23 protein-coding genes and 1 pseudogene are annotated in these 25,693 nt (G+C 64.9%); 5 read left to right on the forward strand and 19 right to left on the reverse strand.

Annotated features, from left to right (window positions below):
* Positions 1 to 172: 172 nt before the first annotated feature.
* From G6N57_RS09875 to G6N57_RS09885, 3 genes are all read right to left on the reverse strand, one after another.
* Entirely contained in the window at positions 173 to 1,672 is a 1,500-nt protein-coding gene (locus tag G6N57_RS09875) for a replication initiator (protein ID WP_011725678.1), read from the reverse strand.
* Positions 1,665 to 3,107 carry an FtsK/SpoIIIE domain-containing protein gene (locus tag G6N57_RS09880; RefSeq protein ID WP_019732903.1) on the reverse strand — a complete coding sequence of 481 codons (1,443 nt, stop codon included), beginning with the start codon at positions 3,105 to 3,107 and terminating at the stop codon, positions 1,665 to 1,667. The genes G6N57_RS09875 and G6N57_RS09880 overlap by 8 nt, the downstream gene beginning before the upstream one ends.
* Before the next feature lie 99 nt (positions 3,108 to 3,206).
* Positions 3,207 to 3,551 carry a hypothetical protein gene (locus G6N57_RS09885; RefSeq protein WP_019732904.1) on the reverse strand — a complete coding sequence of 115 codons (345 nt, stop codon included), beginning with the start codon at positions 3,549 to 3,551 and terminating at the stop codon, positions 3,207 to 3,209.
* Between the two features lie 253 nt (positions 3,552 to 3,804).
* Between G6N57_RS09885 and G6N57_RS09890 the strand changes: the two genes are divergently transcribed.
* The gene (locus G6N57_RS09890) at positions 3,805 to 4,602 is read left to right on the forward strand and encodes a hypothetical protein (protein ID WP_011725681.1); all 798 of its coding nucleotides are present in this window, start codon (positions 3,805 to 3,807) and stop codon (positions 4,600 to 4,602) included.
* 7 nt (positions 4,603 to 4,609) lie between these two features.
* Positions 4,610 to 5,077: an NUDIX hydrolase gene (locus G6N57_RS09895; protein WP_011725682.1), complete on the forward strand. Its 468-nt coding sequence runs from the start codon at positions 4,610 to 4,612 to the stop codon at positions 5,075 to 5,077.
* 13 nt (positions 5,078 to 5,090) lie between these two features.
* Here G6N57_RS09895 and G6N57_RS09900 read toward each other — a convergent pair whose 3' ends face one another.
* The 6 genes from G6N57_RS09900 to G6N57_RS09925 form a co-directional block, all read right to left on the reverse strand.
* Positions 5,091 to 5,627, reverse strand: a complete 537-nt coding sequence (locus G6N57_RS09900) for an HD domain-containing protein (protein ID WP_019732905.1) — start codon at positions 5,625 to 5,627, stop codon at positions 5,091 to 5,093.
* A gap of 332 nt (positions 5,628 to 5,959) precedes the next feature.
* Positions 5,960 to 6,556, reverse strand: coding sequence for a TetR/AcrR family transcriptional regulator (locus G6N57_RS09905; protein WP_019732906.1), 597 nt, complete (start codon positions 6,554 to 6,556; stop codon positions 5,960 to 5,962).
* A complete protein-coding gene (locus G6N57_RS09910) occupies positions 6,556 to 9,783 on the reverse strand; it encodes an MMPL/RND family transporter (RefSeq protein ID WP_024455269.1) in 3,228 nt (1,075 codons plus the stop codon). The genes G6N57_RS09905 and G6N57_RS09910 overlap by 1 nt, the downstream gene beginning before the upstream one ends.
* Positions 9,784 to 9,906: 123 nt before the next feature.
* Positions 9,907 to 10,332: a DUF6188 family protein gene (locus G6N57_RS09915; protein WP_003882618.1), complete on the reverse strand. Its 426-nt coding sequence runs from the start codon at positions 10,330 to 10,332 to the stop codon at positions 9,907 to 9,909.
* A gap of 74 nt (positions 10,333 to 10,406) precedes the next feature.
* On the reverse strand, positions 10,407 to 10,967 hold the full coding sequence (locus tag G6N57_RS09920; protein WP_005099718.1) for a TetR/AcrR family transcriptional regulator: 561 nt from the start codon (positions 10,965 to 10,967) through the stop codon (positions 10,407 to 10,409).
* A 59-nt stretch (positions 10,968 to 11,026) separates the two neighbouring features.
* Positions 11,027 to 11,539 (reverse strand): PaaI family thioesterase, encoded by a 513-nt coding sequence (locus tag G6N57_RS09925; protein ID WP_031344738.1) that lies wholly within the window; start codon positions 11,537 to 11,539, stop codon positions 11,027 to 11,029.
* A gap of 145 nt (positions 11,540 to 11,684) precedes the next feature.
* Here G6N57_RS09925 and G6N57_RS09930 point away from each other — a divergent pair, with 145 nt between their 5' ends.
* Positions 11,685 to 12,353 (forward strand): TetR/AcrR family transcriptional regulator, encoded by a 669-nt coding sequence (locus G6N57_RS09930; protein ID WP_011725686.1) that lies wholly within the window; start codon positions 11,685 to 11,687, stop codon positions 12,351 to 12,353.
* A gap of 180 nt (positions 12,354 to 12,533) precedes the next feature.
* Here G6N57_RS09930 and dszC read toward each other — a convergent pair whose 3' ends face one another.
* The 3 genes from dszC to G6N57_RS09945 are packed head-to-tail and all read right to left on the reverse strand — an operon-like array spanning position 12,534 to position 16,206.
* On the reverse strand, positions 12,534 to 13,781 hold the full coding sequence (dszC, locus tag G6N57_RS09935; protein WP_023882538.1) for a dibenzothiophene monooxygenase: 1,248 nt from the start codon (positions 13,779 to 13,781) through the stop codon (positions 12,534 to 12,536).
* Positions 13,778 to 14,848, reverse strand: a complete 1,071-nt coding sequence (locus tag G6N57_RS09940; protein ID WP_023900526.1) for an ABC transporter substrate-binding protein — start codon at positions 14,846 to 14,848, stop codon at positions 13,778 to 13,780. Before G6N57_RS09940 ends, dszC begins: the two co-directional genes overlap by 4 nt.
* Positions 14,848 to 16,206, reverse strand: a complete 1,359-nt coding sequence (locus G6N57_RS09945) for a dibenzothiophene-sulfone monooxygenase DszA (RefSeq protein WP_005099785.1) — start codon at positions 16,204 to 16,206, stop codon at positions 14,848 to 14,850. The genes G6N57_RS09940 and G6N57_RS09945 overlap by 1 nt, the downstream gene beginning before the upstream one ends.
* 178 nt (positions 16,207 to 16,384) lie before the next feature.
* Between G6N57_RS09945 and G6N57_RS32020 the strand changes: the two are divergent.
* A pseudogene (locus G6N57_RS32020) lies at positions 16,385 to 16,636 on the forward strand (hypothetical protein); the annotation flags it as partial.
* Between the two features lie 10 nt (positions 16,637 to 16,646).
* Here G6N57_RS32020 and G6N57_RS32240 read toward each other — a convergent pair.
* Complete coding sequence (locus tag G6N57_RS32240) at positions 16,647 to 17,243, reverse strand: Dabb family protein (protein WP_322790684.1); 597 nt, start codon at positions 17,241 to 17,243, stop codon at positions 16,647 to 16,649.
* A 490-nt stretch (positions 17,244 to 17,733) separates the two neighbouring features.
* Between G6N57_RS32240 and G6N57_RS09955 the strand changes: the two genes are divergently transcribed.
* Positions 17,734 to 18,939, forward strand: a complete 1,206-nt coding sequence (locus G6N57_RS09955; protein ID WP_077740284.1) for an NADH:flavin oxidoreductase — start codon at positions 17,734 to 17,736, stop codon at positions 18,937 to 18,939.
* Here the strand turns inward: G6N57_RS09955 and G6N57_RS09960 are convergent.
* From G6N57_RS09960 to G6N57_RS09985, 6 genes are all read right to left on the reverse strand, one after another.
* Complete coding sequence (locus G6N57_RS09960; protein ID WP_077740285.1) at positions 18,916 to 19,839, reverse strand: LipP1 family hormone-sensitive lipase; 924 nt, start codon at positions 19,837 to 19,839, stop codon at positions 18,916 to 18,918. The two genes, G6N57_RS09955 and G6N57_RS09960, sit on opposite strands and share 24 nt — an antisense overlap.
* Positions 19,836 to 20,687: an IclR family transcriptional regulator gene (locus G6N57_RS09965; RefSeq protein ID WP_077740286.1), complete on the reverse strand. Its 852-nt coding sequence runs from the start codon at positions 20,685 to 20,687 to the stop codon at positions 19,836 to 19,838. The genes G6N57_RS09960 and G6N57_RS09965 overlap by 4 nt, the downstream gene beginning before the upstream one ends.
* Positions 20,688 to 20,875: 188 nt before the next feature.
* Complete coding sequence (locus tag G6N57_RS09970) at positions 20,876 to 22,342, reverse strand: FAD-dependent oxidoreductase (protein WP_077740287.1); 1,467 nt, start codon at positions 22,340 to 22,342, stop codon at positions 20,876 to 20,878.
* On the reverse strand, positions 22,339 to 23,247 hold the full coding sequence (gene bphC / locus G6N57_RS09975; protein WP_077740288.1) for a biphenyl-2,3-diol 1,2-dioxygenase: 909 nt from the start codon (positions 23,245 to 23,247) through the stop codon (positions 22,339 to 22,341). Before bphC ends, G6N57_RS09970 begins: the two co-directional genes overlap by 4 nt.
* A gap of 12 nt (positions 23,248 to 23,259) precedes the next feature.
* The gene (locus G6N57_RS09980) at positions 23,260 to 24,441 is read right to left on the reverse strand and encodes an acyl-CoA dehydrogenase family protein (protein ID WP_077740289.1); all 1,182 of its coding nucleotides are present in this window, start codon (positions 24,439 to 24,441) and stop codon (positions 23,260 to 23,262) included.
* 100 nt (positions 24,442 to 24,541) lie between these two features.
* Positions 24,542 to 25,606 (reverse strand): ferredoxin--NADP reductase, encoded by a 1,065-nt coding sequence (locus G6N57_RS09985; RefSeq protein WP_077740290.1) that lies wholly within the window; start codon positions 25,604 to 25,606, stop codon positions 24,542 to 24,544.
* Between the last annotated feature and the right edge of the window lie 87 nt (positions 25,607 to 25,693).

Here is a 25,693-nt window from a genome sequence, read left to right on the forward strand (position 1 = left end):
CTGACGCTGTGCCGCGCCTTACCGCAGCAGGGTGGCGATGTCAGCGAGGACAGCCGGGTTGGTGATGGTGACCGCGACGTGCTGGCGTTCACAGGATTCGACAAGCCAGGCGGTGAATTCTTGACGACTGTAAGACTTTCCAGTCTGCCTATCCGCGGATCGCACCTCCCGGCTAGCCATCGGGTACCTCGACAGGAAGATCACCACGCTGGTGCAATAGTGCTTCGCGGGCAGTGCGGCGCCGGTCGATCCGACGTAGCGCCGCGCTGACGATGAGGGTGCGCTCACCGAGGCTGGCGTGACCGGCGCGGTCGAACTCCCACGCCACCAGATCATTGCCATCATCGCCGTGTCGACGATCCGGATTATGCTTGTGTTCAGTAGATTTCGCGTAGCGTTCGCGGGTCCAAGTGGCACGGCGTTGCCGTAGTGCGGTCATGGTGGTCGAGTAGCGGCGGGACTTGCTGGTGATGTGCCCGCGGAACCCGAGGGTGTGCAGCCACCGCCGAATACCCGACACTCCGTTGTCAGCGAGGTCGCTGATGGTGGTCAGGATGGCCCGCACATGCTCGGATACATCCAGGTCGGGTATCGATTCGGTGGACAGCCGGCGGACGCTGATCCCGAGATCGGCCAAAGATTTAGTCACGTATTTGGCCAGATAGCGAGCAACCCGCCGGCCCGACAGTGCCCGGCTATCCGGTGAACAATGTTCTGCTGTCAGCGCATTCGTCGAGTTAGTGGGTGCGGTGATGGGTTGGGTATCGATTTGGGGACCGAAGGCGATCACCCGCACGCCGCCCTCGGTGGTGGGGTCGTGGACGGTGAGGGTGACGGTACGGGCGGCGTGCTGGATGATCATCGCGAGTTCGGTTGCACTGATTGGTGATTCCCAACCGGTCTGATCGGGATCCTCGTAGGGGTCGAGGCGGATCAGGGCGTGGATGTGCGGGATGGCGCGGGCTTGCATTTCGACGACTTTGAGAAAGCTGACCCGCACGTCATCCGGATCGGCCCCGGCGGCTTTCAGATGCCTGCGGAGTGCTCGCCGCAGGGTGATGGTGAATCGTCGCCACAGCTCAGGCAGATGCCAGGTGAACAGCACATGCCCGAAATAGTCGTAGCATTCCCGGCAGAGCGGCTGGCCAACCTGTGGATCGGTGTGGTCGTGGATAGTGCTGCACCACAATGGATTTCTATGTGAACAGCGCCGGTAGCCACCGATGCGGTCATGATCGCGGCACACACCGTGTCGGGATCCGCTGGGGTCTGTGGGTGTGGTGGTGTGGACGGCCCCGAAGCTGGGGGCGGTCAGCGTGAGAAACACTTGCGGACGATCAGCGACGGCGGCGGGCATGTCGTGGTGGCCGCCCGCGGCGCCGGCGTGCACGAGTTGCCACGTGTCGCGGGCGTAGAGGTCTGAGCAGGAGGGGCAGATGTGGGCGCGGCGGTTGTTGCACCGGGTCCACACCACCTGCTGGCGTCCGTAGTCTTCGGTGCCCGTGAGTTGGATGGGATGGGCACAGAACCCGACGGATTCCGCGCGTCGCCACCAGGATTCGTATCCCATCGAGGAGGCGCGGCGCACCATCTCATCGACCACCCGGGTGGTGTCGACCGTGTCCGGAATGCCTGGCAGGGCGAGCTGGGCCGGTGGTGTGGAGCTATTCACCGCTGGCACCTCTGTTGGTGTCACTGTCGCCCGTCGTTGAGGCCTGGTCGCCACTGGGCCGGCGCGCGGGGCGGCGGAATCGGGCCGCGAGGGTGGTGATGTCGTGGTCGGTGACGTGGAAGGCGCGTACCCGCACGGATTGGGTGCTGCCGTCGATGAGCATGTAGCCCACACCGGGGGTGGCATCGGGGATGCGGTCGCATTCCGCCCCGGCATCACGTGCTCCTTGTCCCAGCACCATGGTGGTTTGGGTGGCTTCGGTCAGCCGCAACCCGATCCGCACGGTGAACAGTTGCCGGACCGGCAGGGTGTCTTTGGCGGGGTCTTGCACTGCGGCCACCACCGAGATCCCCACCGCGCGGCCTTGGGAGAGCAGTAGCCCGAGCAGTTGTTCGATTTCGGTGCGGATCTTGCGGTCGGTCACATACGCGGTGAGCGCGGCGATCTCATCGATCAGGACCACAAACAGCGGGTCGGCCGGTGTCGGGGTGTGCAGGCGGGTGTGGCCGCGCAGACGATTTGCGCGGGCGTGCATCACGTTCACGAGCTGGCGCAGGAGTTGGAGGGTGGTGTCGGTGGCGTCGTGGCTGAACACGGTGAACATGGGTGCGCCGGCGCCCAGTTCCATGCCGCCTTTGGGGTCGATGACACACAGCCGGACCAGCCCGGTCTTGATCGCGGGGGCGATCCCGGCGATCAGGGACCACAGCACGCTGCCTTTGCCCGCGCCGGTGGCCCCGGCGACCAGGAGGTGATGCCCGAGCAGCGGCATCTGCCAGTGGTGGCGGGTTTCGGTGATCCCGACCCGCACCGATCCCAGATCCACCGGAGTCGACGATGTAGGCATGGGCAGCGCGATCGGTTCGGCCAGCACGTCCCCGCGCATCAGCGCGATGCGTAGTTCCCCGGGTGTGGTGGCGGTGATGGTGATCCGGTCGGCGCGCCAGGCCGCGGCCAGCGCCTCGGATTGTTGGTGCCAGTTAGTTAGGGATTGGCCGGTGACGATCCGCACCGCCAACACATCGGTGGTTCTACCGATCGTGACGGTGCGCAGGGTCGGAGTCAGGGTGCGCTCACCAAGTTTGGCGGTCAGGCCGTGCAGGGTGCACGTCGATTCCCAGGTGCGGGTGTAGCGCGACCAGGTCAACCAGCGGCGCCGTACAGGTTCGGTCACCCACGAGCAAAACGAGCCTGGGTCTAGCCAAGCCCACCCCATATATCCGGCGCCGAACGCGATGGCACCGACGATCCCGGCGCGGGGTCCGTGGGTGATGCCGAGAGTGAGGCTGGCGATGATCGGGACACTGATCGCTGGGAACAGCACGGCCCACCACAGCAGATATCCCGCGGCGGTCAACAGTGATATGACCAGATCGCCGAACCAGTCGTCATTGTCCGATTGAGTGTTGTTGGTGTTCTTATTGTTTGATGCCATGACGGTGTGTTCTCCGTGTGTGCGTGGACGAGCCAGTGGTCGACGGCGGACCCGGGCCGAGGCGCGGCACGTGCTGGTGTCGCGCCTCGGCAGCGGGTGCTATTTCTGGGTGCGCGACCCCGGCTCACCCGCCGGGGCGCCGGCTGTGGCGCCGGTGATGGCATCAGCGCGGAAGGCCACACCACTGCGATCGCCTTGCGCCCACGGGATGGCCACCAGGCTGGTCACCGAGACCGGTTGGGTGACCCCGACGTTCGGGTCACCGGCCACCGTCACATTGAGCACTTCGCCGCCAGTGTCATCCAACGCCAGCAACTGCACCGAATGCTGCGGCAGCCCGGTGGCAGTGTCGATTTTGGGGCTGCCGGTCTCAAAGTTCAGCCGCGGCTCAGCCGCACGGGTGACGATGAACCGTGTCCCTGACGTATCGATTCTCAAACGCATTGTCCTGTAGTTCCTTTCGTGAACCGTATGCGCCCTTGCGGCGCTGAACTCAGTTCACGTGGACACCACCGACGTAGCCAGGGACATCTAGCGGCATTGCCGACATCGCCGGCGACATTCCGGACACCACCGGGACATACCCGTGGACATCACGTGGGCATCACCGCCGCGGGGTGGCACCACGCGCATGGCAAACTAGACGCCACGCGCTGGCGATACACGGAGACGACACGGAAAGATGTGCGCTGAGACGATGGACGATCACGACGGCAAGGCGGCCGCGATCCCCAACAATCGCCTCATGCAGCGGCTGCAGGCCAAGGGACTGTCCCCGCAGCGCTTTGCCACCGCGATGAGCGTGGATGTCAAGACGGTGCGCCGCTGGCTGTCCAACACCAACTACAACATCCGCGAGGACAACGCGCGGCGCGCAGCCACGCTGCTGGGCTGCACGCCGCACGATCTGTGGCCCAATCAGTACTCGCCTACTATGGCGAGCGCATTGGCGACCATGTCACCAAGTGGCCCGTTCACCGCGACCCTGTATGCCAGCCGCACCCAGCTACCGATCAGCGCGTGGCAGCAGCATTTCGCCGACGCCACCACCAGCATCGACATCCTCGTGCTGGCCGCCACGTTCCTGTTCGACACCCTCGACGGATTCCTCGACACCCTGCTCGACGCCGCCGCCCGCGGCGTGGCGGTGCGATTCCTCGTCGGCGACCCCGACACCGCCACCATGATCCTGCGCGGCGTGGAGGAAGGGATCGGTGAAGCCGTCATCGCCCGCTGCCGCACCTCAGTCGAGCTGCTCGCCCCACACGCCGGCACCCCGGGACTGGACATCCGCACCCACGACACCACGCTCTACACATCCATCTTTCGGGTCGATGACGCCATGATCGTCAACTTCCACATCTACGGCTCACCCGGACGCAACAACCCCGTACTCGTACTGTCCCGTCACCACGAACCCCGGCTCTGGGCCACCCTCGAAGAGGCCTTCACCCAGGTGTGGGACCACGCCACACCCCTAACGACGAAAGGCTGACCCGCCGATGCGCACCGACTACTACAACGACCCCAACGCCCCACGGCCTAACAGTGTCGTCCCCTCGGCTTCGGCGATCGTCGCTGACGAACGCGGTCGAATTTTGCTGATCAAACGCCGCGACAACACCCTGTGGGCGCTACCCGGCGGCGGACACGACATCGGCGAGACCATCGAACAAACCGCTGTGCGCGAAGTCAAAGAGGAAACCGGGCTCGACGTCGAAATCACCGGCCTGGTCGGTGTCTACACCAACCCGCGGCACGTCGTGGCATTCACCGATGGCGAAGTCCGCCAACAATTCTCCTTGTTGTTCACCACCAGGGTGCTCGGTGGTGAGCTGGCCATCGACCACGAAAGCACCGACATCGCCTGGACTGATCCCGACGACATCGCCGACCTGGACATGCATCCCTCGATGCGTCTGCGGATCGAGCACTACCTGCAACACCGCGACAGCCCCTACCTCTGCTAACCCCATGCAGGGGTTACAGCCAGCCGCGCACCCGACCCACCGCCGCCAGCAACTCCTCGCGGCCAGCATCGACCGCCCGGTGCACCGGATCCTGCGGTCCATAACGCGCCAACACCTCACGCAGGCGGTCCTCAGCTGATACCGGCGTGCCGTCAGGTCCGGTCGTCAAATCGCAAAACGTCAACGCATCCATCACATCGCGCGGCGGTTGGACGAAAGCCCCTAAACCGGAGACGCCACGCTCGGATGCCTCCAGGTGCGCGCCGGTATGAAACGCCACCAACGACGCGACCAGCTCCCCGAAACCGGCCGACCGGACGAACACCGCGCCATCGAGCGGATGAAAACCGGTTCGGCGCACCGACGGTGCATACCCGATATCGTGCAGCCACGCCGCCGCCACCAGACAATCCGCCGCCTCGCCGGCGAAATGCTGACTCAGCCGTTCCGCCGCAGCGGCCACACCCCGCACATGCGCCAACCGCCGCGGCTGCTCAGCCAGCCGTGTCTCGGCCTCCCGCCGTGCACGCTGCGCCACCGCCCCGCTCATGCCAGCCAGCTTACGAGCCCCAGTATCACGTCGCAGTATCTCCACCGCAGCAGCACTTACTGAGCGTCCACCCATCTCCAACCACTATGTGGCGGCTACCTGCGGGCTTCGCTTCGCTCCCTCTGCTCCCGTCCGCTGGCGCTCCCGTCCGCGCCGGTCGCTACGCTTCACCCTCCGTCCGCCGCCGAACCACCGGGCCATCGCCGCAAAACAGCCCTCTGACCTGCGATGTGAGAACTTTCTTTACTGGTATCAAGCGTGTAGGCAACACCTAGGCCGCTCCAGCGCGGAACTCGCATTCCCTGACAACAGTGGCTCCGACGTCGCGGGAGCTATTCAGTTGCTGAGATGAGTTTCGGGAGGATTGCATTGTCGACCAGAGTTTCGATGGTGAGATGGGTCGGCGGGCGGTTGGAAAAGATGCATCGGAAGATCAGATAGCCTGGCAACAGGTCGCAGAGCTCTTCGTTGATTGTTGACGCGCCGATCTCGCCGCGGCTGATCGCCTGCTGTAGGACCTGCCGGACCAGGGTTCTCTGTTCATGAAGAAACCGGTCTTGCATAACGTTGTTGAGCGCGCGATCACGGGATATCTCGACAAGCACTGCCCGGATGGTGCTGGCGTGGTCTCGGCACTGTTTGTAGATGATCTGGCCGAGACACAACAAGTCGCCGCGCAGGGTGCCAGTGTTGGGTGCAACAGCGCTCTGACGGGTGCCTTCGATGACGGCCGCTAGGATCAGTTCAGATTTCGAGGGCCAGCGCCGGTAGATGGTGGCTTTACTGGCATGAGCAGCGCCCGCGACAGCCTCCACTGTTAGGCCGTGGTACCCACGATCCTGCAGGATACCCAATGCTACTCGCAGCAGCTCTGTCTCTCTGGGTGACCACGAAGTAGGTTCTACGTCCGGGTTGGTTGTCGCGGTCATCAGTTGTCGGATGTGAGCGATTCTGGGTCAGCTGCTTTCCCGTTTCCACTATCGGTCCCCACATCCATTCTTCGTACATGGTCGCCCCCAGGTGAGACGCCACCCCACTTCGCCGATATCTGGAGGTGCGGTCCGCGTGTTGCGCTCAGCGCGCCCACACCGGTGAGATGCTTAGCTGGCATCGATGCGGGGTGACGGTTCATGTGTGGCCACCAGCTGGCTTGGCGGAGCAGGGTGGCGATGGCTGGGACGGTGAGGGTGCGTACGAGGAACGTGTCCAGCAGTAGTCCGCAGCCGATGATGAGTCCGGTTTGGATCATGATGGCTACCGATCCGATCATCAGGCCGAACATGCTGGCAGCGAAGATCAGGCCGGCGGAGGTGATGACTGAGCCGGTGGTGGCTACGGTGCGCAGGACGCCGACGCGGATGTTGTGGGTGGATTCTTCGCGTAGTCGTGATACGAGCAGCATGTTGTAGTCGGCGCCGACGGCGACGAGGATGATGAACGCTAATAGTGGTACGGGCCAAGCGATTTCGTGGCCGAGGATCCATTGGAAGACGATGACTCCGATGCCTAGTGAGGCCAGGTAGTTCAGCACGACGGTGCCCAGCAGATATAGCGGGGCGATCAGGGCGCGTAGCAGGGCGATGAGGATGAGTCCGACGATGACCAGGGTGGCGATGGCCAGCTGGGTGAAGTCGGATGAGAGTAGGCGTTGGATGTCGGAGTTGACGGCGGGGAATCCGGCAACCGAGACGGTGGCTTGGGCCAGGGAGGTGTTGGGTCGGGCGGTGTTGGCGACGTCTGTGATCTGGCGGGCCAGGTTCATCGCCTCGCCGCTGTAGGGGTCCGTGCTGGTGTCGATGGCGAAGCGGGCGGTTTTGCCGTCGGGTGAGAGGAAATGTTTGGCGACGTCGGCGAATTGGCGGTTGTCGAAGGCTTCGGGGGGCAGGTAGAAGCCGGTGGCGGCATCGGATCCGGCGGTGGCGCGGGCGGAGTTTTGCAGTTGGGCCGCGATTTGACTCATCCCGGACAGCATTTGGATGTTGCTGTCGGCCAGGGTGTGCACGCCGGTGGCCAGGGCGCGTGCGCCGGAGGCCAGTTGGCTGATGCCGTGTTGGAGTCGGCCGATGTCAGCGGCCAGGTTCTCGGGGTTGCCGAGGGTTTTGAAGGCGTTGTTCATGGTGGCCACGGTGTGTTGAACTTCGGTGAGGGTGCCGGTGACGGTGGCGTTGGTGGCCGGGTTGTACTGGTCGCCCAGGGTGGCGAGCTGGGTGAAGAATCCGTCGTCGCGCAGGGTGGTCAGGATACTGACCTGGTCGCGGATCTGGGCGCATTGCGGGGTGGTCATACACCACGGTGAGGTGTTGAGTGCGGTGACGAGCGGGTCGAGGGCGGCGATAGCGTTCTGGGCGCGTTCGGCCAGGGGTCGGATGCCGGGGCCGGCTTGGATGGCGGTGTCGACCTCGGGTGCGGTGGCTGAGAGTTGTTGCAGCAGCGGGCCGAAGCGCTGCATGCTCTCACCGGCGGCGCCGGCTTGGGTGAGTACACCGCCCAGGGGGGTGAGCGCGGTGCGCACGGTGGTGTCGAGTTGGGCCAGGCCGCCGGCGAGTTGGTCGGCGCCGTGGGTGAGCTTGTCCAGGTCGGTGCGCCGGTCGTTGCCCTGGGCGACCGAGTCGGCCATCTTGTCGCCGATTTGTCCGTTCTGCCAGGACAGTTGGGCTTGGTCGAGGCGTTGCCCGGCCGGTCTGGTGATCCCGGAAACACGTGTCACGGCCGGGATTTGGGCGATGCGTGAGGCCATCTCGTCGAGGTCGGCCAGGCCTTTGCCGGTGCGCATGTCGGTCGGGTTTTCCACGACGAGGAATTCGGTGATGACGACGTCTTTAGGGAAATGGCGGTCCAGCAGCTGATAGCCCTGGTTGCTGGCGGTAGTGGCGGGCTGTCCTTGGCGGTCGTCATAGCTGATGGTCATGGTCGCCGCGGCCGCCGACAGTGCCACCAGGATGGTCAGGCTGATGACCAGCAGCGGCACCGGGCGGCGCACCACGGCCACGGCCACGCTGTTCCAGTAGCGTCGGGTGCGGTCGGGTTTGGGTTCGCCGATGCCGCGGGTGGCCGCCAGCGCCAGCACCGGGGGCAGCAGGGTCACGGTGGCGGCGAATCCGACTGCCACGGCGACCGCGCAGGCCGGGCCGAGTCCGGCGAACACACTCAAGGTGGCGAACACCATGGCCAGAAAGGCCAGGGCCACGGTGCCGGCCGAGGCCAGGATGACTCGGCCGATGCTGGCGGTGGCCGCGATGACCGCCTGCTCGGCGGGCACCTGGGCGCGGCGTTGTTCGTGGTAGCGGCTGATCAGAAACACGGTGTAGTCGGTGCCGGCGCCCAGCAGGATCGCGGTCATGAACGCCACGGTGAACTGCGAGACCGGCATGCCGATTTCCCCGAGTGCAGAGAGCACCCCACGCCCGACGGCCAGGCTGATCCCGATCACCAGCAGCGGCAGCAGCGCGGTGAACACCGACCGGTACACGATCAGCAGGATCAGCGCGATCAGCCCGGCGGTGGCGATCGAGATGAACACCAGGTCGTGCTCGGCTGAGGCGATCTGATCGGCGAACGTGGCCGGTGGCCCTGTCACATAGGCCGTGGTGGACGTGTTGGCGAATGCCGTGTCGGTGAGATCGCGCACGGCTTGCACGGATTCGGCCGCGGTGGGATCACCGAGCGTGCCGGCCACCCCGACCGGCAGATACCAGGCCTTGCCGTCACCGCTGACCGCCTGGGTTCTGGTGACCGGGTCGGCCAGCAGATCCTGGACCAGCAGGACATGGTCGTGATCGGCGCGCAACCGCCCTACCAGATCCTGATAGCGCAGCTGATTATCGGGGGTCAGACCGGCCGGGTCTTGCATCGCGACGAACAGCATCGTCTTGGACCCCTGCTCACCGAACGCCTCACTCATGCGGTCCACGGTCTGAAACGAGGGCACATCACGCGGGATCAGATCGACCGATTGTTGGCGCACCACCGTCTCCAACTGCGGGAACAGCAGCGCCAGCACCACCGCGGCCGCGATCCATCCACCGATCACTAATGCCTTGTGGCCCACCGTGAACGCCGCGAGCCGACCCAGCCGGGCGCTGTATTCCGAAGATCCGGACAGATCGACGCCGCGCCGGCCACGGGAAGGCCCAGCATCTCCGGTTCGATCGCCCATCCCCACGCCTCCCAAGAAACGAAACTATCGGTATCGCTACGATACTAATAGTCCCACACGAGGATCGGAAGGGCCGCGCCGACCTTTCGGGCCATGGTTGGGGCTGGGCGCGGTGGGGGTGAATTAACTTGCGGTGTCCTCAGATTCGTCGTCGGGCAGGTCGTGGCGCACCACCCGCACCCGCCCGCGGGGCAGGCATGCCATGTAGCCGTGGCGTTTGCCGTAGAGCTCCCAGGAGGTCGCGGCCTCCTGGGGGGCGACATCGATGCGATGCCCGCGGGAAAAACCCAGGTGCAACCCGCCGCCCTCGTCGCACCACGCGCCCGTGCACACCGCGCCGGCCAGGTCCAGCAACGGACGCTGCTGGACCGAGACGTTGCCCGGGTCGATGAGGACCTGCTCTTCGGGATAAGACGAACCGATCGGCGGCAGGGTCAGCCGGATCGGGGTGGCGATCACCAATTCGTTGTAATCGTCGAGGTCGAGCACCAATCCGTCGCGCAACGAGACACGCTGAACGGTGCACCGCTCGATCCAGGGGGTATGCATGCCCGGGTCCCTTTCGACACGTCATTGTGTCGCTTTATGGTACTGGGAGTAGCGCAGCGATACTACTAGTATCGCTAAGTGGTGGTGTCGGTGCCGTGCACCAGCTGTCGGGTTGTGCGGTCGATGCGCTCGCGGGCCAGGTCCGCATCGATCCGGCCGCCGATGACGGCGATCAGGTTGGCCAGCCACACGTCGGCGATCAGGCTGGCCACGTCACGGTCATGCGCGCTGGGTGTGGGCCCGCCCAGGGCGCGGGCCAGCATGTCCTCGATCACCGCGACAGCGTGCTCGATCGCGCCGGCGGCCTCGGAGTCGGCCACGACGAACGCACGCACCATCGCCTCGGTCAGGTGCGGGTTGGCCTGCCAGGCCATGTGCAGGTGGGTGGTCAACCGCCCCAGCCGGGCCTGCGGCGCCAGTTCACCGGTAGTGCAATCGAATTCGGTGTCGAGACGTTCGAATTCGCGGGCCAGCACCGTCACCAGCAGATGGCTTTTGGATCGGAAATGCCGATACAGGGAGCTGGCGGCAATGCCGGCCTGCGCGGCCACCGCACGCATCTGCACACCGTCAAAACCTTGTGCTGAGGCTACCGCCCACGCGGCATCCAGGATCGCCTCGCGACGCACCAACACCGAGTCCGCCGGCCGGCGCGGGTGCCGCACCCGGTCCCGGGGTGCGGCGGTGGGCGCACTCACCGCGACCCCGCGTCGGGGCCGGCGCCACCGTAGCGGGTCAGCTCGGCGAACAACTCCCCGAAACCGCTGATGTCACCGTGGGCGGCGAAATGGGCCGCATCCACCGTGATGAACACCGCCGAGGCGGTGAACCGGGTGACACCGTCCACACCGACCCCCACCCCGTCCACATGCAACGCCCGGCCCTCGCGGGAGGCGATCCGCGCGGTCAGCCGATGCGTACATCCCAACGGCACCGGCTGCAGATAGTCCACCGTCAAACGGCGCGTCACCGCCGGGGTGGCCGCGATCCACAACGAAAAACCCAGCACGTCATCACAGGCCGCGGCGATCGCGCCACCGTGCGCCAGCCCCGGCGCACCGATATGGCGCTCATCGAACACCAGATCAGCGAACACCTCATCGCCGCACCGAAACACCTCCAGCTGCAAACCGTGCGGATTGTCCGACCCGCAGCCCATGCAGGTCGGCGTGTGCGACGGCAACCGCTGCGGCTGATCAACACCCATCACGGCCTCCTCGCACCCGGGCAGCCCCGCCACCGCGTCCCGACCCGGGACCGCCGGTACTAGCAGTTTCGCTGCGCTACTATCGGTACCATAACCGGGAGTGCGGGGGCAACGCACCGGCAATCGGAACACATCAGGAGGTCAGGTGGGGACGCAGCCCGCGGAGACACCCGACGACGAGGACGACGTCGACCCGCGCCGCACCCGATCACGCACCCGACTGCTCGACGCCGCGGCCAACCTGCTCAAAACCGGTGGGATCGAAGCCGTCACCATCGACGCGGTCACCAAAGCCTCCAAGGTCGCCCGCACCACCCTCTACCGCCATTTCAACAGTTCCTCGCAACTGCTCGCGGCCACCTTCGAACGCCTTCTGCCCCAAGTCATCCCGCCCGCCCCGACCAGCGGCACCCTCCGTGAGCGGCTCATCGAACTGCTCTCCCGCCAAGCCGACCTGTTCGCCGAAGCGCCCGTACAAGTCACCACCCTGGCCTGGGCCGCGTTGGGCCCCGCCGAGACTCACGAACCAAACACTGTGCAACACGCCGGTGCAGGCACTCTGCGGATGCGTGTGATCGAACAATACCGACGGCCGTTCGACGAAATCCTGTACAGCCCCGAAAGCGTCGATCAACTCGGCGAACTCGACATTGAACTCGCACTCTGTCAACTTGTTGGCCCTCTGGTCTTTGCCCGAATGACCGGTCTACGCGTCATCACCCACCAAGATTGCACCCGCATCGTCGAAGGCTTCATTGCCGCGCAAACCGGCGATCAACCGGCTTGGGTCGAGGCGTCGAGTCCGAACCAATAGCGCTAATGAGACTGCTCTGAACCACGTTCCGTCGCTTGGCCAGCCGCATCCGGTTGGGTCACACCGTCACCCAACGACCGCATTGTTGCACCCAAAACGGCGGGACCGTCGGCCACCACTGGGTAAGACGGACCCGCCGATCTGACGAATTCACGCGTGCCCGGCAGCGCGACGCCGGGGTCAGGAAGTGAAGCCGGGTATCGGATAGCGTTGGTTGAGGACGTAGTTTCCGACTTCAGCGATTTTGTAGGAGACAGGATCGTGCAGCGTGTGGGTGCGGATGTTGCGCCAGAACCGGTCGAATCCGTATTTGGGGTGGGTGCCGCGGGCACCGATGACCTCGAAAATACGGCTGGTCACGTCCAGGGCCGCTTGGGTGGCTATGGCTTTGACTCCAGAAATCTGCACCATGAGTTCGCCGCGTTCCTGCGAAGTTAATGCGTCACCTTTGTCCCACGCGGCCTGTAGGAGTTGTGCGGCCTCGCGGGCTGCAGCATCGGCGGCTTGTAGTTGGATGCCGAATTCGCCGTAGCTGCGAATGGTGTACGGATCTTCGACGGCTTGAGTGACCCCGGCCGGCGTCCAAGGACGTGCCTGCGTTCGGGTGTACTCGCGGGCTGTCTCGAGCGCTCCGCGCGCGATCCCTAGGTAAACCGAGGAGAACACCAACTGCACGATCGGGCCGAACAGGCTTCCGCGCCCGGACGCCAGGAACGCCTCGAGGATGGCATTGGGTTTGCCGAGCACCTCGTCGGGACGGACCGCAACATTGTGGAATTCGGTGGTGCCGCTGTCGGTGCGCCGCATCCCCAGCGCCTGCCAGTCATCGTTTGGCTGAACGCCTTCTCTGGTGGTGGGAATGGCCGCCGCTACGATGGCACCTTGCTGTGGGAAACCCTCCGGTATCACACCGAACACCAAGAGCAGATCTGAGCCCTTGGCGCCACTGCTGAAGTGCTTAATGCCGTTGAAAAAGTACCCGCCGTCATCGGCCGGGGTGGCCGTCACCTTCCAATCCAGGATGTGGCTGTTGTTCTCGCTGGAGGCGTTTCCGGTCCACCAATTGTTTTCGGCCAGTTGACGAAGCAGGCGTTCCTTTTGCTCGGGTGAACCCCACAGATCGATAACGGCTGGGGTGCTGAGGTGGTATCCGAACAAGTGCCCAAGGGATCCGTCGACCTTGGCGATCTCGCGCACCACTTCCAGGGCGGTAGGCCAGTCGGCTCCCCAACCGCCCAGGTGCCGGGGAACGGTCACCGAGAGCAGCCCACTGGCGCGTAGATCCTCACGCTCTTCTGTTGCCGAACCACCTGCCTTGTCGCGCTCGACGACGGTAGTTTGCCACTTTCGCGTCAGCTCGCGCGCGACCTCGATTGGGTCGCCATGCCTACTGTTCTGTGCCGTGGTGGTGTCATCGGTCAACGTCATTGCTGTTCTCCAGTCGCGGATTGGGTGAGGAATTGCGGTGCTGCCCACTGTGTGAGGTCCACCGGACGGTCGAGCAGATTGTGGTCGATGAGGAACTGTTGAGTTTGGTCGACAACGGCCAGCGCCGAGTCGTCAAGCGTTGGGATCAGATGTTGGGCGAAATCAGCGCCGAAACCGCGTCCGATCGCCGAAGGTGCTACCCCGAGGTTGGCGGCATGGATGCCAACGGTGTCCTCGGGGTGGGCCTGTGCCCAACGGCCGGCTTGGACAGCCGCATCGACGAGTCGTTGCACCAGGTCGGGTCGCTCGTCAACCAACTGGGCGCTGACCGTCCAAACACTGGCATACCGGTTTCGTTTGTCGTCGCCGAGATCGGCGAGTACCCGCGCGCCGCTGAGGTCTTCTAGCTCCGCCGCCCAGGGCAACCACGTGAATAGCGCATCAACGTTGCCACTACTCAGGATGTCGCTCTGGTGGGCGGCCACGTCGGGAAACAGGTCAGCGCCTTTGACACTGGCCGCTGCTTCCAGCCGCTCTTCGGGCACGTCGACGCCAGGGCTTTCGATACGCACCAATTCGACGTCACTGATCCCGATGCCTCCGATATGCAGGGTCTGCAAAAGTCCCCGCGCCTCCCAGGTGCCCAGCGCGATCAGTGTTTGCCGCCACGGATCCAATTGCCGGTAGTCACCCAACTCGCCGGTGAGAATGCGGATCGCTGCGCCGGACACACCCACCCGCCGACCCCGCAGCTGCTCGGGTGATGTCACCGGGCTGTCAGCACGGACATAGATCCCTTGCCGACCGGCCAGAGGTGTGATGCCCAGCAGACGGGTGCGTCCTGGTGCTCGCAGGCCCTCACTGATAAGAGGTGGAATTTCGCCACCAAAACGGGTGTAGGCGGGATGATCGTAGGTGAAATGCAACCCAGCTTGCGCGCCGCTCAGCACATTCAGCGAAATACCGTTGCCAGCCAACAGGTTTGACTCCAGCGCTGTCAGCAACGCGTTAGGAACCGGGCAATTGCTGTAGGCAAGAATATCTCGATCTATGCCCGTGGTGGTCATCAGATGCTCCCAACTTCAGGCCGAGCCAACCCAAGGTGCTCACGCAGCGTTGCCCCTTCGTACTCAGTACGGAACACACCACGTTGCTGCAGCAGCGGCACCACCTGGTCGACGAATTCCTCGTAAATCCCAGGCAGATACGCCGCCGAAATGATGAATCCGTCAGCGGCCCCGGCCTCAAAGTGACTAACCAATTGATCAGCGATCTGTTCGGCAGTTCCGGCCCACTGCGGTACAAACCCGACGTTGGTGCCGTATCGTCGACCCAGCTCGGCCAACGTCAGGTCCGCACCGCCACCGGCCACCGCAGAAAACATCTGCAACATGGTCGGCACGTGACGATCACCGAGATCGGCGACGATGTCGGAAAACTTCGTATCCAGCGGATACTTGGAGAGATCCAAACCGCTATGGCTCGACAACGTCGACAAACCCACCTCGGGATGGACCAGAGAATTGAGATATTCCAGACGCTCACGGGCCACCTGCTCAGTCTCACCGAGTACTGGCATTACCGCGGTGAACACCTTTGTTTGCTCCGGGTCACGTCCCGCGGCCGCAACGTGAGCTTTGATGTCCTGATAGACCGCGCGCATGATGTCGAGGTTGGGCGAGACGCTGAATACTGCTTCGGCCCAGCGCCCCGCGAAGCGACGCCCGCGCGGTGACAAGCCGGCCTGCAGGATCACCGGTTCGCCCTGGCGTGACCGTGGAACCTGCAAGGGGCCACGGACGGACAACCAGTGGCCACGATGATTGACGTATTGAACCTTCTTGGGGTCGGCGAACCGACCGCCAATCTTGTCCAACAACAAGGCATCCTCGGACCAAGAACTCCATAGCTTCTTGACTGCCTCCAAGAATTCGTCAGCGCGGTCATATCGGATGTCGTGCTCAAGGTGCTCGTCCACGCCGAAGTTGCGTGCTTCCGAGTCGTTGAGCGACGTGACCACATTCCACGAGATCCGGCCATCAGACAGGTTGTCGAGCGTGGCAAACACCCGAGCCACGTGATACGGCGGGTAGTACGTTGTGGAAACCGTAGCGCCCAGACCCAAACGTTCCGTCACCGCAGCCATAGTCGCTATCACGCTGGTCGGCTCCAGCGCCACCGCGCCCTGGCCACCCAGGCCGACCCCGGTCTCCAAGTTCTCACCATAGCTGTCTTCGATGGCCAGGCCATCGGGAAGAAATAACAGGTCAAACTTTCCCCGCTCCAGGGTCCGTGCAATCTGCTTGTAGAACTCGCCAGTCAGAAATCCGTTCGTGGCACCAACATGGCGCCACGCGCCATGCGCGTGAGTGACGTTGCCGGCCGAGAAAAACCCGGCCAAATGTAGTTGGCGTTGTTCAGCCATTATCAGCAGTGCCTCCGTGGGGATCAGATACCGGACACCGATGCTCGACCACCAGCCTGGACCCCAACAGGGTTAGGAGACCAATGATTTTTAAGGCCCCGGAGTGTGTCGTCGGTGGCCCGGCACCTACCTATCTCGGGGTAACCGGACGGCTGCCAGGAGGGTATATTAGGAACTTGTCACCAATCTCGTCCTGGTCTGCCCCTATCACCACCGTGCCCACCACCGCGGCGAGATCACCATCACCGGTCCCGCACACCGACTCGTCGTCACCGACCACACCGGGAAACAGCTCCACGGCGGATCGCTGGCCCGTCCACCCACCACACCCCCACCTGACGTTCGGCCGTGCCCCGGGCCGACCGGGGAACGCGCCCACTGGTGGTGGTACCCACCCTTCCAACCCCAACCACCACCAGAAGCCGCATAGCCTCCGAGGCTCAGGTGAGTACAGGGGCGGGTAGCTCGCAGAAGCTGTGGCACACCCGGTCGCGGACGACGATGTCGGTGGTCTCGGGGTCGAACCAGCGGTCGACCACTGCCCAGTGGATCGGATGCATCAGGTAGGGGCCCATCAGACCGTCGACGTCGGTGAATTCCTGTTCGAAGACGTGCGTCCACTCGCTGGTGCCGATGGCCTGCTCTACCCGGCTCAGTTGCCACGCGGCGATCGTCGACACGTATCGGGGCATCGACGCGAGTTCGCGTTCGAATGCCGCGACCGTCTCGGCCTCTACCTCGGCAGGGACTCGCAGCAGCAGCGCGCGGTACACGGTGCCACTGCCGCGGCGGAGTGGACTTCCCTGGTAGGTGACGCCGTTTACCCGGGTGATCGCCGGATCGGTCAGCGCGGCGTCGAAACCGCTGTTCTCCCAGTCGCTGTCGCAGGCAAACCGCAGATGGACCAGGATGTCGCCGCCGTTGCGCGATCCCGCCAACGTCGGCTGCACCAGTGCGCGCAGCGCACCGCTGCGTGCAGCGGCATCGCGCAGGGCCACCAGGACGCGGCTGCGATCGGACTCTGCGACGTCGACCAGACGGGTGACTCCGACCGTGGCGGGTCCCGCTGATGTGCCGGGCGCGGCAAGTGGGGTAGCAGGGACGGTGACGTCATCGGCCGCGGAGGCAACACTGCGGCTACGTTCGAGGACAAGGTCGGCGATGCTGTCCCACCAACGCGCCACAGAAGGGTCGGGCCGACCCTGCCAGGTCATCTGCCACCAGGCTTGAGGGCTCGGCAGCGTCCAGGTGATCGTCACCACGTTGGATCGGTCCTCGAACCAGATGGGTGGACTGACCAGGACATCGCGCAATGTCATACCGCGTTCGCGCGCCCCAGGGGCATACCCGGCCAGGTAGGTGTCGATGAACTTCTGGGCACAGCCCGGCGCGGTGACCACCCGATCGATCACGAAAACCTCGGTCATGAAACGAGATTACGGCCGGCCATCACGACGGGCCGCGCGCATTCCCGACCATCGGGAAACCACCGTTGACGGCGGAGGGGGTCAGCGCGAAGGTGTGCCGATGACCGATCCGTTCAGCCCCACCCAGTTGGGTCCGGTGGCACTGCGTAACCGTGTGATCAAGGCCGCCACATCAGAAGGCCGCTCGCCCGACGGCCTGGTCACCGACGACCTCATCGACTTCCATCGCAGCTTCGCCGAGGGCGGGGTCGGGATGACCACTGTCGCCTATTGCTGTGTGTCTCCCCAAGGGGCGAGCGCACCTGGCCAGATCGTGATGGACAGCAAGGCGCTGCCGGGCCTGCGAAGGCTCACTGACGCCGTGCACGCTGCGGGAGCAGCCATTTCGGCGCAGCTCGGGCATGCCGGGGTGGTGGCGCAGAAAAAGCTGACCGGCGTCACCGCGGTGGCACCGAGCCGATTCGTCAACCCGACCTCCTTCGCCTACTGCCGCGAGATCACCCGCGCCGAGATCGCTCGCGTGATCGACCAGTTCGGTGCGGCAGCCCAGGTGGCGGTCGACGCCGGATTCGACGCCGTCGAACTGCACTTCGGGCACCTCTATCTGCCCAGCTCGTTTTTGAGCCCGCTGATCAATCGACGCAAGGACGAGTACGGCGGTGACATCGACAACCGCTCGCGGCTCGTGCGGGAGATCGCGGCACGAGTTCGCGAGGTGGTCGGTGACCAGATCGCGGTGATCGCCAAGCTGGACATGGACGACGGTCTTCCCGGCAGCATCTGGATCGACGAGGCGTTGCGGACAGCTCAACTTCTCGATGCCGATGCCACCCTCGATGCGATCGAGCTGACTCAGGGTTCGTCGGTGTACAAGCCCATGTACCTGTTCCGCGGCGACGTCCCGGTCAAGGAGTTCGCGAAGGTGATGCCGCCGGCCTTGCGCCCGGCCATCAGACTGGTGGGCAAGCGGACGATGGGTGTCTACCCGTATCGAGACCTCTACATGCTCGAGGCGGCCCGGCAGTTCGTTCCGTTGATGCGCAACACCAAACTGATTCTGCTGGGCGGCATCAACGATCGCGAGCACCTTGAGATAGGCATGCGGGAAGGGTTCGACTTCTTCGCCATGGGGCGGGCCCTGCTGCGGGAACCGGCCCGGGTCAACACGATGATCTCCGGACCCGCGTCCCGCGGCCGCTGCAATCACAACAACAAGTGCATGGTGACGGTGTTCGGTCGGACCCACTGCGTACTCGACCCCGAGCAGCGGTACGGTGCCGTGCTACCGGCCGAGCAGCTCACCTAGCGCGTCGCCGGCCTGTCGCCTCGCCTGGTGCGCGATGTCGAGCATCGGCATCGTCATGAATCCGTGGATGCCACCGTCGAACGCGCACCGCACAGTCGGTACCCCGGCCGCCTCGAGGGCATCGGTGTAGGCGATGCCCTCATCCCGCAGCGGATCGTGGCCCGCGAGCACGACAGCCGCAGGCGGCAACCCGCCGAGGTCACCGTGTAGCGGTGAGGCATAGGGGTTTTGGCGATCCGCGACGGTGGGGACGTACTGATCCCAATACCACTGCAGTGCCGGGCGAGGGTTGTAGAAGCCCTGGCCAAACGCCAGGTACGAGTCGGTGTCGAAATCCGCACCGATCACCGGATACAGCAGAAGTTGGGCGGCCAGCTCCGGTCCGCCGCGATCACGGGCCATCATTGTGGTCACGGCCGCGAGATTGCCGCCCGCGCTGTCGCCGCCCACCGCCACCCGTACCGGGTCGGCGCCCAACTCGGCGGCGTGCTCGACAGCCCAGCAAGTAGCGGCGTAGAGGTCTTCGGCAGCAGTGGGCCACCGGTGCTCGGGCGCCAATCGGTAGCCCACCGAAACCACTACGGCAGGAATGAGATTGGCGAGGTTGCGGCACAACCCATCGTGACTGTCGAGGTCGCAGAACACGAACCCGCCACCGTGGGCGTAGACCAGCATGGGAAGCGGGCCGGGTGCATCGGGGCGGTAGATCCGGACGTCGACACGGCCGTTGTCCACCGCCACCTGATCGTCGGCCACGGAGCCGACCGGCTCGGGTTGAGGGTTTGCGACGAAGCGGGCGCGGATCGCCGCACGGGCTTGTGCGCCCGTCATCGTGTGTACCGGAGGGAAGCCCGAATCGAGGGTTTCGATCAGATCCGCGATCTGAGGATCGAGGGTCATGCCGGCAGTAGCGCGGTCGAAGCCCGCAACCCGTTGGCGCCTGAAACAGTGTTCGTGACGCGCAGCGGCCGCAGCGGCTGCAAAGTGGGGACCACCTGTCGAGGGCCGACTTCGGCATTGCGCCAGATACCCATCGCGGTCATCCGCACCGGAGCCGCCAGCCGGTGGTCAAAGGTCATGCGGCTCATCGGGCCGCACACCGACACCGCCGCGACGGCAGCCCCGATCGGGCCGATCGGCGCTGCGACACACCCGAATCCGGCCAGTGATTCTTCGCGCTCGAACGCCACCCCGTGCGCGCGGACCTTGGCCAGCTCGGCGACCAGCTGCCGCTCACCGCTGATCGAGAACCGCGTCTTACGTTCGGTGAAGTCGACTTCGCATGATGGGTTGTCGGCCAGGATCGCCTTGCCGACCGCCGTACAGTGCGCGGGTTGGCGTCCTCCGATCCGGGTCGGGATGGCCGCCACCATCTGGTCACCGATCTTCTCCAGGTACACCACGTCGGAACCGTCGAGGACCGCGAGGTGGACGACCAGTCCGGTGGCCCGGTGCAGATCGCGGAGCAACGGAATCGCCGCTTGATGGATGCGGTCTTGATGCAGGGCCAGCGAGCCCAGCTCGACCAGCCGCATGCCCAACTCGTAGTCACGGCCGTCGCGGCGCAGCCACCGTAGGTGAACGAGGCGCTCCAGGATGCGGTGGGCCGACGAACGCGGCAGCCCGGTCCGCCGCACGATCTCTGCCAATGTCAGCCGGCCCGGTCCGTCGAAGACATCGAGAACCAGGGAAACCCGGTCGATGACGGCGCTGGGCGTCTCGCCGGCCTTCTCGACAGCCATTGTCATGAGGGACCTCCCACTCTGGAGTCATGTGCCACAGGCATATGACTATTAGTCATATGCCTGTTTGTAGCATATTGATGTGGGTGCTGTCACATGAACAGCCGAATGCGATCGGGGTCATGAAGAGACCCCCGCCGCATAGCGGCGGGGGTCGATGCATCTGACGATGCCTGCAAGGGCGTGAGCAGCGGCTATGCCTGAGACGCGGCCCGTCCGGCCCGGCGTCCGTAGAAACTCCCGTCGCCCAGGGATACGCCGCTCGCATAGCCCCATGCCGCGAGTCCCGCGGTGCACCGTCCGGCGGCGAACAAGCCCGGGATGGGCTCGCCGCTGACATGGAGCACCTCGGCATTGAGCGTCGTGTGCAGACCGCCGAGGGTGAAACCACCGGTGCTCTCGCGGAGATCGATGGCGCCCACGGGAGATTTGATCGGCTTGAGCCACTGCGATTTCTTGTGCAACAGCGGGTCCTCGCCGCGGGCCGCACCCTCGTTGTAGGCATCGACGGTGGCTTGCAGAGAGTTCGGTGGCAGCCCGATCTCCGCTTCGAGATCGGCGACGGTGTCTGCCACCCACGTCGGCGGCCGCATCATCAGCAGCGGTGACAGCGAGGCCATCGCCTCCTCCTGCGCGTCGCCGTCGATGATCAGGTAGGCGGTGTTGTTCTGGTGATACAGCGTCAGCTGGCCGGCCCGGCCCGGGTACGTGTCCTCGGCGACATAGCGCTGGCCGCGTTCGTTGACCAGGATCCCGCGCACCAGCTGTTGCGGATCGATGAACAACGCCACCTCGGTCGCGTCCATGTGGGCCAGATCGGCGCCGAGCGCCTGTGCCATCCGGATCGCCTGCCCGTCGTGCTGCTCGATCGAGGCGGCCGGCCGGCCGGCAATCCGTGGGGCATAGCGAGCCACCATGGCTTCGTTGTAGGCGAAACTTCCGGTGGCCAGTACCACCCCCCGTCGGGCCCGGATGTCCATCGTGGTGCCATAGCGCCGGGTCCGGATCCCGACGACTCGGCCGTCCGACTCCACGATCAAGGCCTGCACGCGCACGTCGTACAACGACCGGGCTCCGGCCGCGGTGGCGGTGTCGACCAGACCCTTCATCAGCATGTATCCCGCGCTGGACTCGCCCTGCTTCTTGTTCTGCATCTGGGGTACGTGGCCGCGCGGAGCCGGAGCAGCGATGGTGTTGAACGGGTAGGAATTCTCCCCGCCGCTGTACATGAGGCCCTGGTCACCCATGGGCTCCCAGCCGGGCTCTCCGAAGAACTCGGCCTTGAACGGCACCCCGCAGCTCACCAGCCAGTCGAAGTGCGCGACGCTTCCCCCGCAATAATCGGCGATGCGCTGCGCATCTGCGCCCGGGCCCATGGCTACGTTGAGGAACGCGGCCATGTTGTCGACCGAATCCTCGAAGCCGCACGCCTTTTGGAGAGCGGTGCCGCCACCGAGGTAGATGAACCCACCTGCCATCGATGCGGCGCCGCCCCACGACCCGGTGCGTTCGAGTACCAGTACTTCGGCTCCGGTGTGTGTCGCCTCCACCGCGGCGGCTGCGCCGGCAACGCCGTAGCCGGCGATCACCACGTCGGCTTCATCGGCCCAGTCAGTGATCGCGCCGACAGGGATCGGCTGGATGTCGTCGGTGAACGTCACGGGCGCATCGCCGCCGGAAGGTCTGACACCCACTGATGACCCCAGTAGCTGTCGGCGGTGATTTCCTCAGCGGTGTAATAGGTTTCGTCGACCCGCATGCCCTCGGTGCCGAACTCGATATCCCAGTCTCCTGGAGCGCGCACATAGAACGACACCATCTTGTCGTTGGTGTGGCGGCCCAGTGTGGATGACAGCTGGAACCCCTCGGCGTTGACGCGGTCCAGGGCCTGGCCGACGGCATCGAGGGTGTCCACCTCGACCATGAGGTGGATCAGCCCCGGGTCGCGCAGATTCTGTGCCGGACAGATCGCGAGGCTGTGGTGACGCTGGTTGACTCCCATGAATCGCACCCGGACGGGCCCGAACTCCGGTGGCACCGGGACGCGGAAAGCGCCGCGCGACTTGAAACCCAGTACCTCGGTGTAGAACTGGAAGAGCCCGTTCACGTCGAGCGCAGGTAGTACGACGTGGCCCAGGCCCTGCTCGCCGGTGACGAACTTCGCACCGTGCGGTGTGACGACGGGGGAGTGGTCGAGGACCGCGCCGTGGAACACCTCCAGGGCGGTGCCTGCCGGATCATCGAACGCGATGACCTCCTCGACCCGTCGCGCGTCGGCTTCGTCGAGCGACAGCTGCTTGAACGGCACCTCCGCGGCATCGAGTGCGGCTTTGACCTGTTCAAGGTCGGCGTGGTCGCGTACCTCCCAACCGACGGTCATGATCTTGTCGACGTCGCCGGGCACGACGATGATGCGGGCTGCGCGCTCGTCCATCCGCAGATACAGTGCCGACTCGTCGGGCCCGCGTCCTTTCGCAAAGCCCAGCACATCGAAGGCGAACTGCCGCCAGCGTTCGATGTCGGAGGCGGCAACGGTGACGTAGCCCAGGCTCTTGATCAGTCCCATAGGAAGCGCCTCTCAGATCATCGCCCGCAACGGGCCCTGCGGGTCCACGCCCAACGAGCTCAGGGCGGAAGCGTGATAGACCGTGCCCGGAACGTGGATCGCATGTGCCTGACCGACGTGCACGTCACGCCAATACCGTTGTAGCGGTTTGTCCATCCGGGCGGCGTTGCCGCCGCAGCGGGCGAAGATCTCGTCGACGGCCGACACCGCGCGCCACACCGCTCGTACCTGGGTCCGTCGCCCTGCTGCCCGGTCTTCGAAGGACACTTCCTTGCCCGAGTCGACGATGTCGTAGATGCGGTCGGCGTTGGCCAAGAGTTCCTGCCGAGCGGCGTTGATGTCCGCGGCGGCCTCGCCGATCGCGTACATCACGTAGGGGTCGTCCTTGATCGCCACACCGCTCGAGTTCACCCGCTCACGCTGGTAGTCGAGTGCGGCTGCCAGCGCGCCCTCTGCGATGCCGATGGTGGCCGCGCTGATGCCCAGCGGGAACATCGTCGACCACGGCATCAGGTACAGGGTGTCGGTCATCCCGGCTTCCCGCTGGGCTGTACCGTCCATGACCTTCGTCGCGTCCATGGTCCGGTAGGACGGTACGAAGGCATCCTTGACGATGACGTCCTTGGACCCGGTTCCGCGCAGCCCCACCACGTTCCACGAGTCCTCGACGATCTCGTAGTCCTTGCGCGGCAGGATCATGTGCAGCATCTGCGGCGGCATCAGTGGTTTACCGTCGGCGTCGCCGAGCATCGCACCCAAGAAGATCCAGTCGCAGTGATCGGTGCCGGAGCTGAACTGCCAACGGCCGTTGAAGATGTAGCCGCCGTCGACCGGCTTGGCAACACCCTGCGGAGCGTAGGGAGAAGCGACCCAGGTATCCACATCGTCGGCCCAGATCTCGGCCGCGACCCTGGGATCGGCGTAGGCGAGCTGGTAGGGGTGCACGCCCACGACGCCGTTGATCCAGCCGGCCGAGGGGTCCAGCGCGGCAGTGGCCATGACGGTCTCGGCGAACTCGCGCGGATGGACTTCCAAGCCGCCGTGCGCCTTCGGCTGTAGCAGGCGGATGTTGCCCGCCGACTTCATCATCTTGACTGTCTCGTCTGTGAGCTTGCCGATCTTCTCGGCTTCGGCACCCTGGTTGCGCAGCTGTTCGGCGATGTCGCGCACCCGGTCGATTACCCGCTCAGTCATTGTCTGGTCCTATCGTCGAGGGCTGTACTGATGGTGTACCGCTTTGATACCGATGGCGGGGCCTAATCCCGGTCAGTGGAAATGTGCCGACCACGTCGGCTCAGAACTCGATGTGAATGTCGTCGGAGGCGGGCCGGGCCTGGCAGCCGAGGATGACGCCGTCGGCGAGGTCCTCGGGCTCCAGGATGTCGCAACTGGCCATGTCCACCTCGCCGCGCACCACTGTGGCCGCGCAGGATCCGCACTGCCCTTCTCTGCAGGAGTAGGGCACGTCGACGCCGGAGCTGATCAAGGCGTCGACCAGCGTCGCGCGCCGGGGCCACCGAAGGCGGTGACTGTTTCCGTCCAGGTCGACCTGGAGTGCGACGGCGTCACTGTCGTCAGAATCGGTTGCGGCCGAGGGGATGTCATTGGCAAACGGATCGCCCGACAGCGATTGGAATACTTCGAGGTGAACCCGCTCTCGCGGCACTCCGGCCTCGGCCAGCGTCTCCTTGATCACCGCCATGAACGGTGCGGGACCACAGACGAACGACTCGAAGCCGGCCGCCCCGGCGAATACGGTCCGCGTGAATCCGCTCAGCTGGGCCCGGGTGGGCAGGCCCTGGATCGATTCCAGCCAGTGCAGCACCGTCAGGCGGCCCGCGTAACGTGCGGCGAGTTCGCGAAGTTCGTCGGCGAAGATCACCGAGCGTTCGTCGCGGTTGGCGTAGCACAGGATCACCCGTCCGGTCCCTGCCGACAGCACCGATTTCAGGATCGACATCACCGGCGTGATACCGCTTCCCGCCGCCCACAACAGGAAATCGGCGTCGAGGGTGGCCGGTGTGAACACACCCGAGGGCGGCAGGACTTCGATCGTGTCACCGACAGTGACGTTGTCACACAACCAATTCGAGCCATATCCATCGGCAGTGCGCTTGATGGTCACCTTCGGTGCAGGGTCGGTGTGCGGCGAGCTTGCCAGCGAATAGCAGCGGGCGACCGAACCGGTCAGCTCGCTGGGGACCCGCAGCGTCAAGAACTGCCCGGGCAGATAGGAGAACCGCTCACGCTGGTCCTCGGGGATCGTGAAGACCAGCGAACGGGCATCGGGGCTTTCATCGATGACGTCAGCCACCGTGACAAGAACCCCACGGCTGGCCTGAATGCTCGCATCGGTCATGGGCCGAGATTCTGGCGCTAGGGGCCCATGGCGCCAACCCGCCAGTTCCGGTGGTCGGGACGTCGGGTCTGTCCGTCCGGTGACCGG

Source organism: Mycolicibacterium boenickei (assembly GCF_010731295.1).
GTDB lineage: Bacteria > Actinomycetota > Actinomycetes > Mycobacteriales > Mycobacteriaceae > Mycobacterium > Mycobacterium boenickei.

What these genes read in the sequence shown, in the direction of transcription:
- G6N57_RS09880 (WP_019732903.1), bottom strand. Translation starts at nt 3,107, where the DNA reads ATGGCATCAAACAATAAGAACACCAACAACACTCAATCGGACAATGAC.
- G6N57_RS09885 (WP_019732904.1), bottom strand. Translation starts at nt 3,551, where the DNA reads ATGCGTTTGAGAATCGATACGTCAGGGACACGGTTCATCGTCACCCGT.
- G6N57_RS09890 (WP_011725681.1), top strand. Translation starts at nt 3,805, where the DNA reads ATGGACGATCACGACGGCAAGGCGGCCGCGATCCCCAACAATCGCCTC.
- G6N57_RS09895 (WP_011725682.1), top strand. Translation starts at nt 4,610, where the DNA reads ATGCGCACCGACTACTACAACGACCCCAACGCCCCACGGCCTAACAGT.
- G6N57_RS09900 (WP_019732905.1), bottom strand. Translation starts at nt 5,627, where the DNA reads ATGAGCGGGGCGGTGGCGCAGCGTGCACGGCGGGAGGCCGAGACACGG.
- G6N57_RS09905 (WP_019732906.1), bottom strand. Translation starts at nt 6,556, where the DNA reads ATGACCGCGACAACCAACCCGGACGTAGAACCTACTTCGTGGTCACCC.
- G6N57_RS09910 (WP_024455269.1), bottom strand. Translation starts at nt 9,783, where the DNA reads ATGGGCGATCGAACCGGAGATGCTGGGCCTTCCCGTGGCCGGCGCGGC.
- G6N57_RS09915 (WP_003882618.1), bottom strand. Translation starts at nt 10,332, where the DNA reads ATGCATACCCCCTGGATCGAGCGGTGCACCGTTCAGCGTGTCTCGTTG.
- G6N57_RS09925 (WP_031344738.1), bottom strand. Translation starts at nt 11,539, where the DNA reads ATGGGTGTTGATCAGCCGCAGCGGTTGCCGTCGCACACGCCGACCTGC.
- dszC (WP_023882538.1), bottom strand. Translation starts at nt 13,781, where the DNA reads ATGACGTTGACCGATGACACCACCACGGCACAGAACAGTAGGCATGGC.
- G6N57_RS09940 (WP_023900526.1), bottom strand. Translation starts at nt 14,848, where the DNA reads ATGACCACCACGGGCATAGATCGAGATATTCTTGCCTACAGCAATTGC.
- G6N57_RS09945 (WP_005099785.1), bottom strand. Translation starts at nt 16,206, where the DNA reads ATGGCTGAACAACGCCAACTACATTTGGCCGGGTTTTTCTCGGCCGGC.
- G6N57_RS09955 (WP_077740284.1), top strand. Translation starts at nt 17,734, where the DNA reads ATGACCGATCCGTTCAGCCCCACCCAGTTGGGTCCGGTGGCACTGCGT.
- G6N57_RS09960 (WP_077740285.1), bottom strand. Translation starts at nt 19,839, where the DNA reads ATGACCCTCGATCCTCAGATCGCGGATCTGATCGAAACCCTCGATTCG.
- G6N57_RS09965 (WP_077740286.1), bottom strand. Translation starts at nt 20,687, where the DNA reads ATGACAATGGCTGTCGAGAAGGCCGGCGAGACGCCCAGCGCCGTCATC.
- bphC (WP_077740288.1), bottom strand. Translation starts at nt 23,247, where the DNA reads ATGGGACTGATCAAGAGCCTGGGCTACGTCACCGTTGCCGCCTCCGAC.
- G6N57_RS09980 (WP_077740289.1), bottom strand. Translation starts at nt 24,441, where the DNA reads ATGACTGAGCGGGTAATCGACCGGGTGCGCGACATCGCCGAACAGCTG.
- G6N57_RS09985 (WP_077740290.1), bottom strand. Translation starts at nt 25,606, where the DNA reads ATGACCGATGCGAGCATTCAGGCCAGCCGTGGGGTTCTTGTCACGGTG.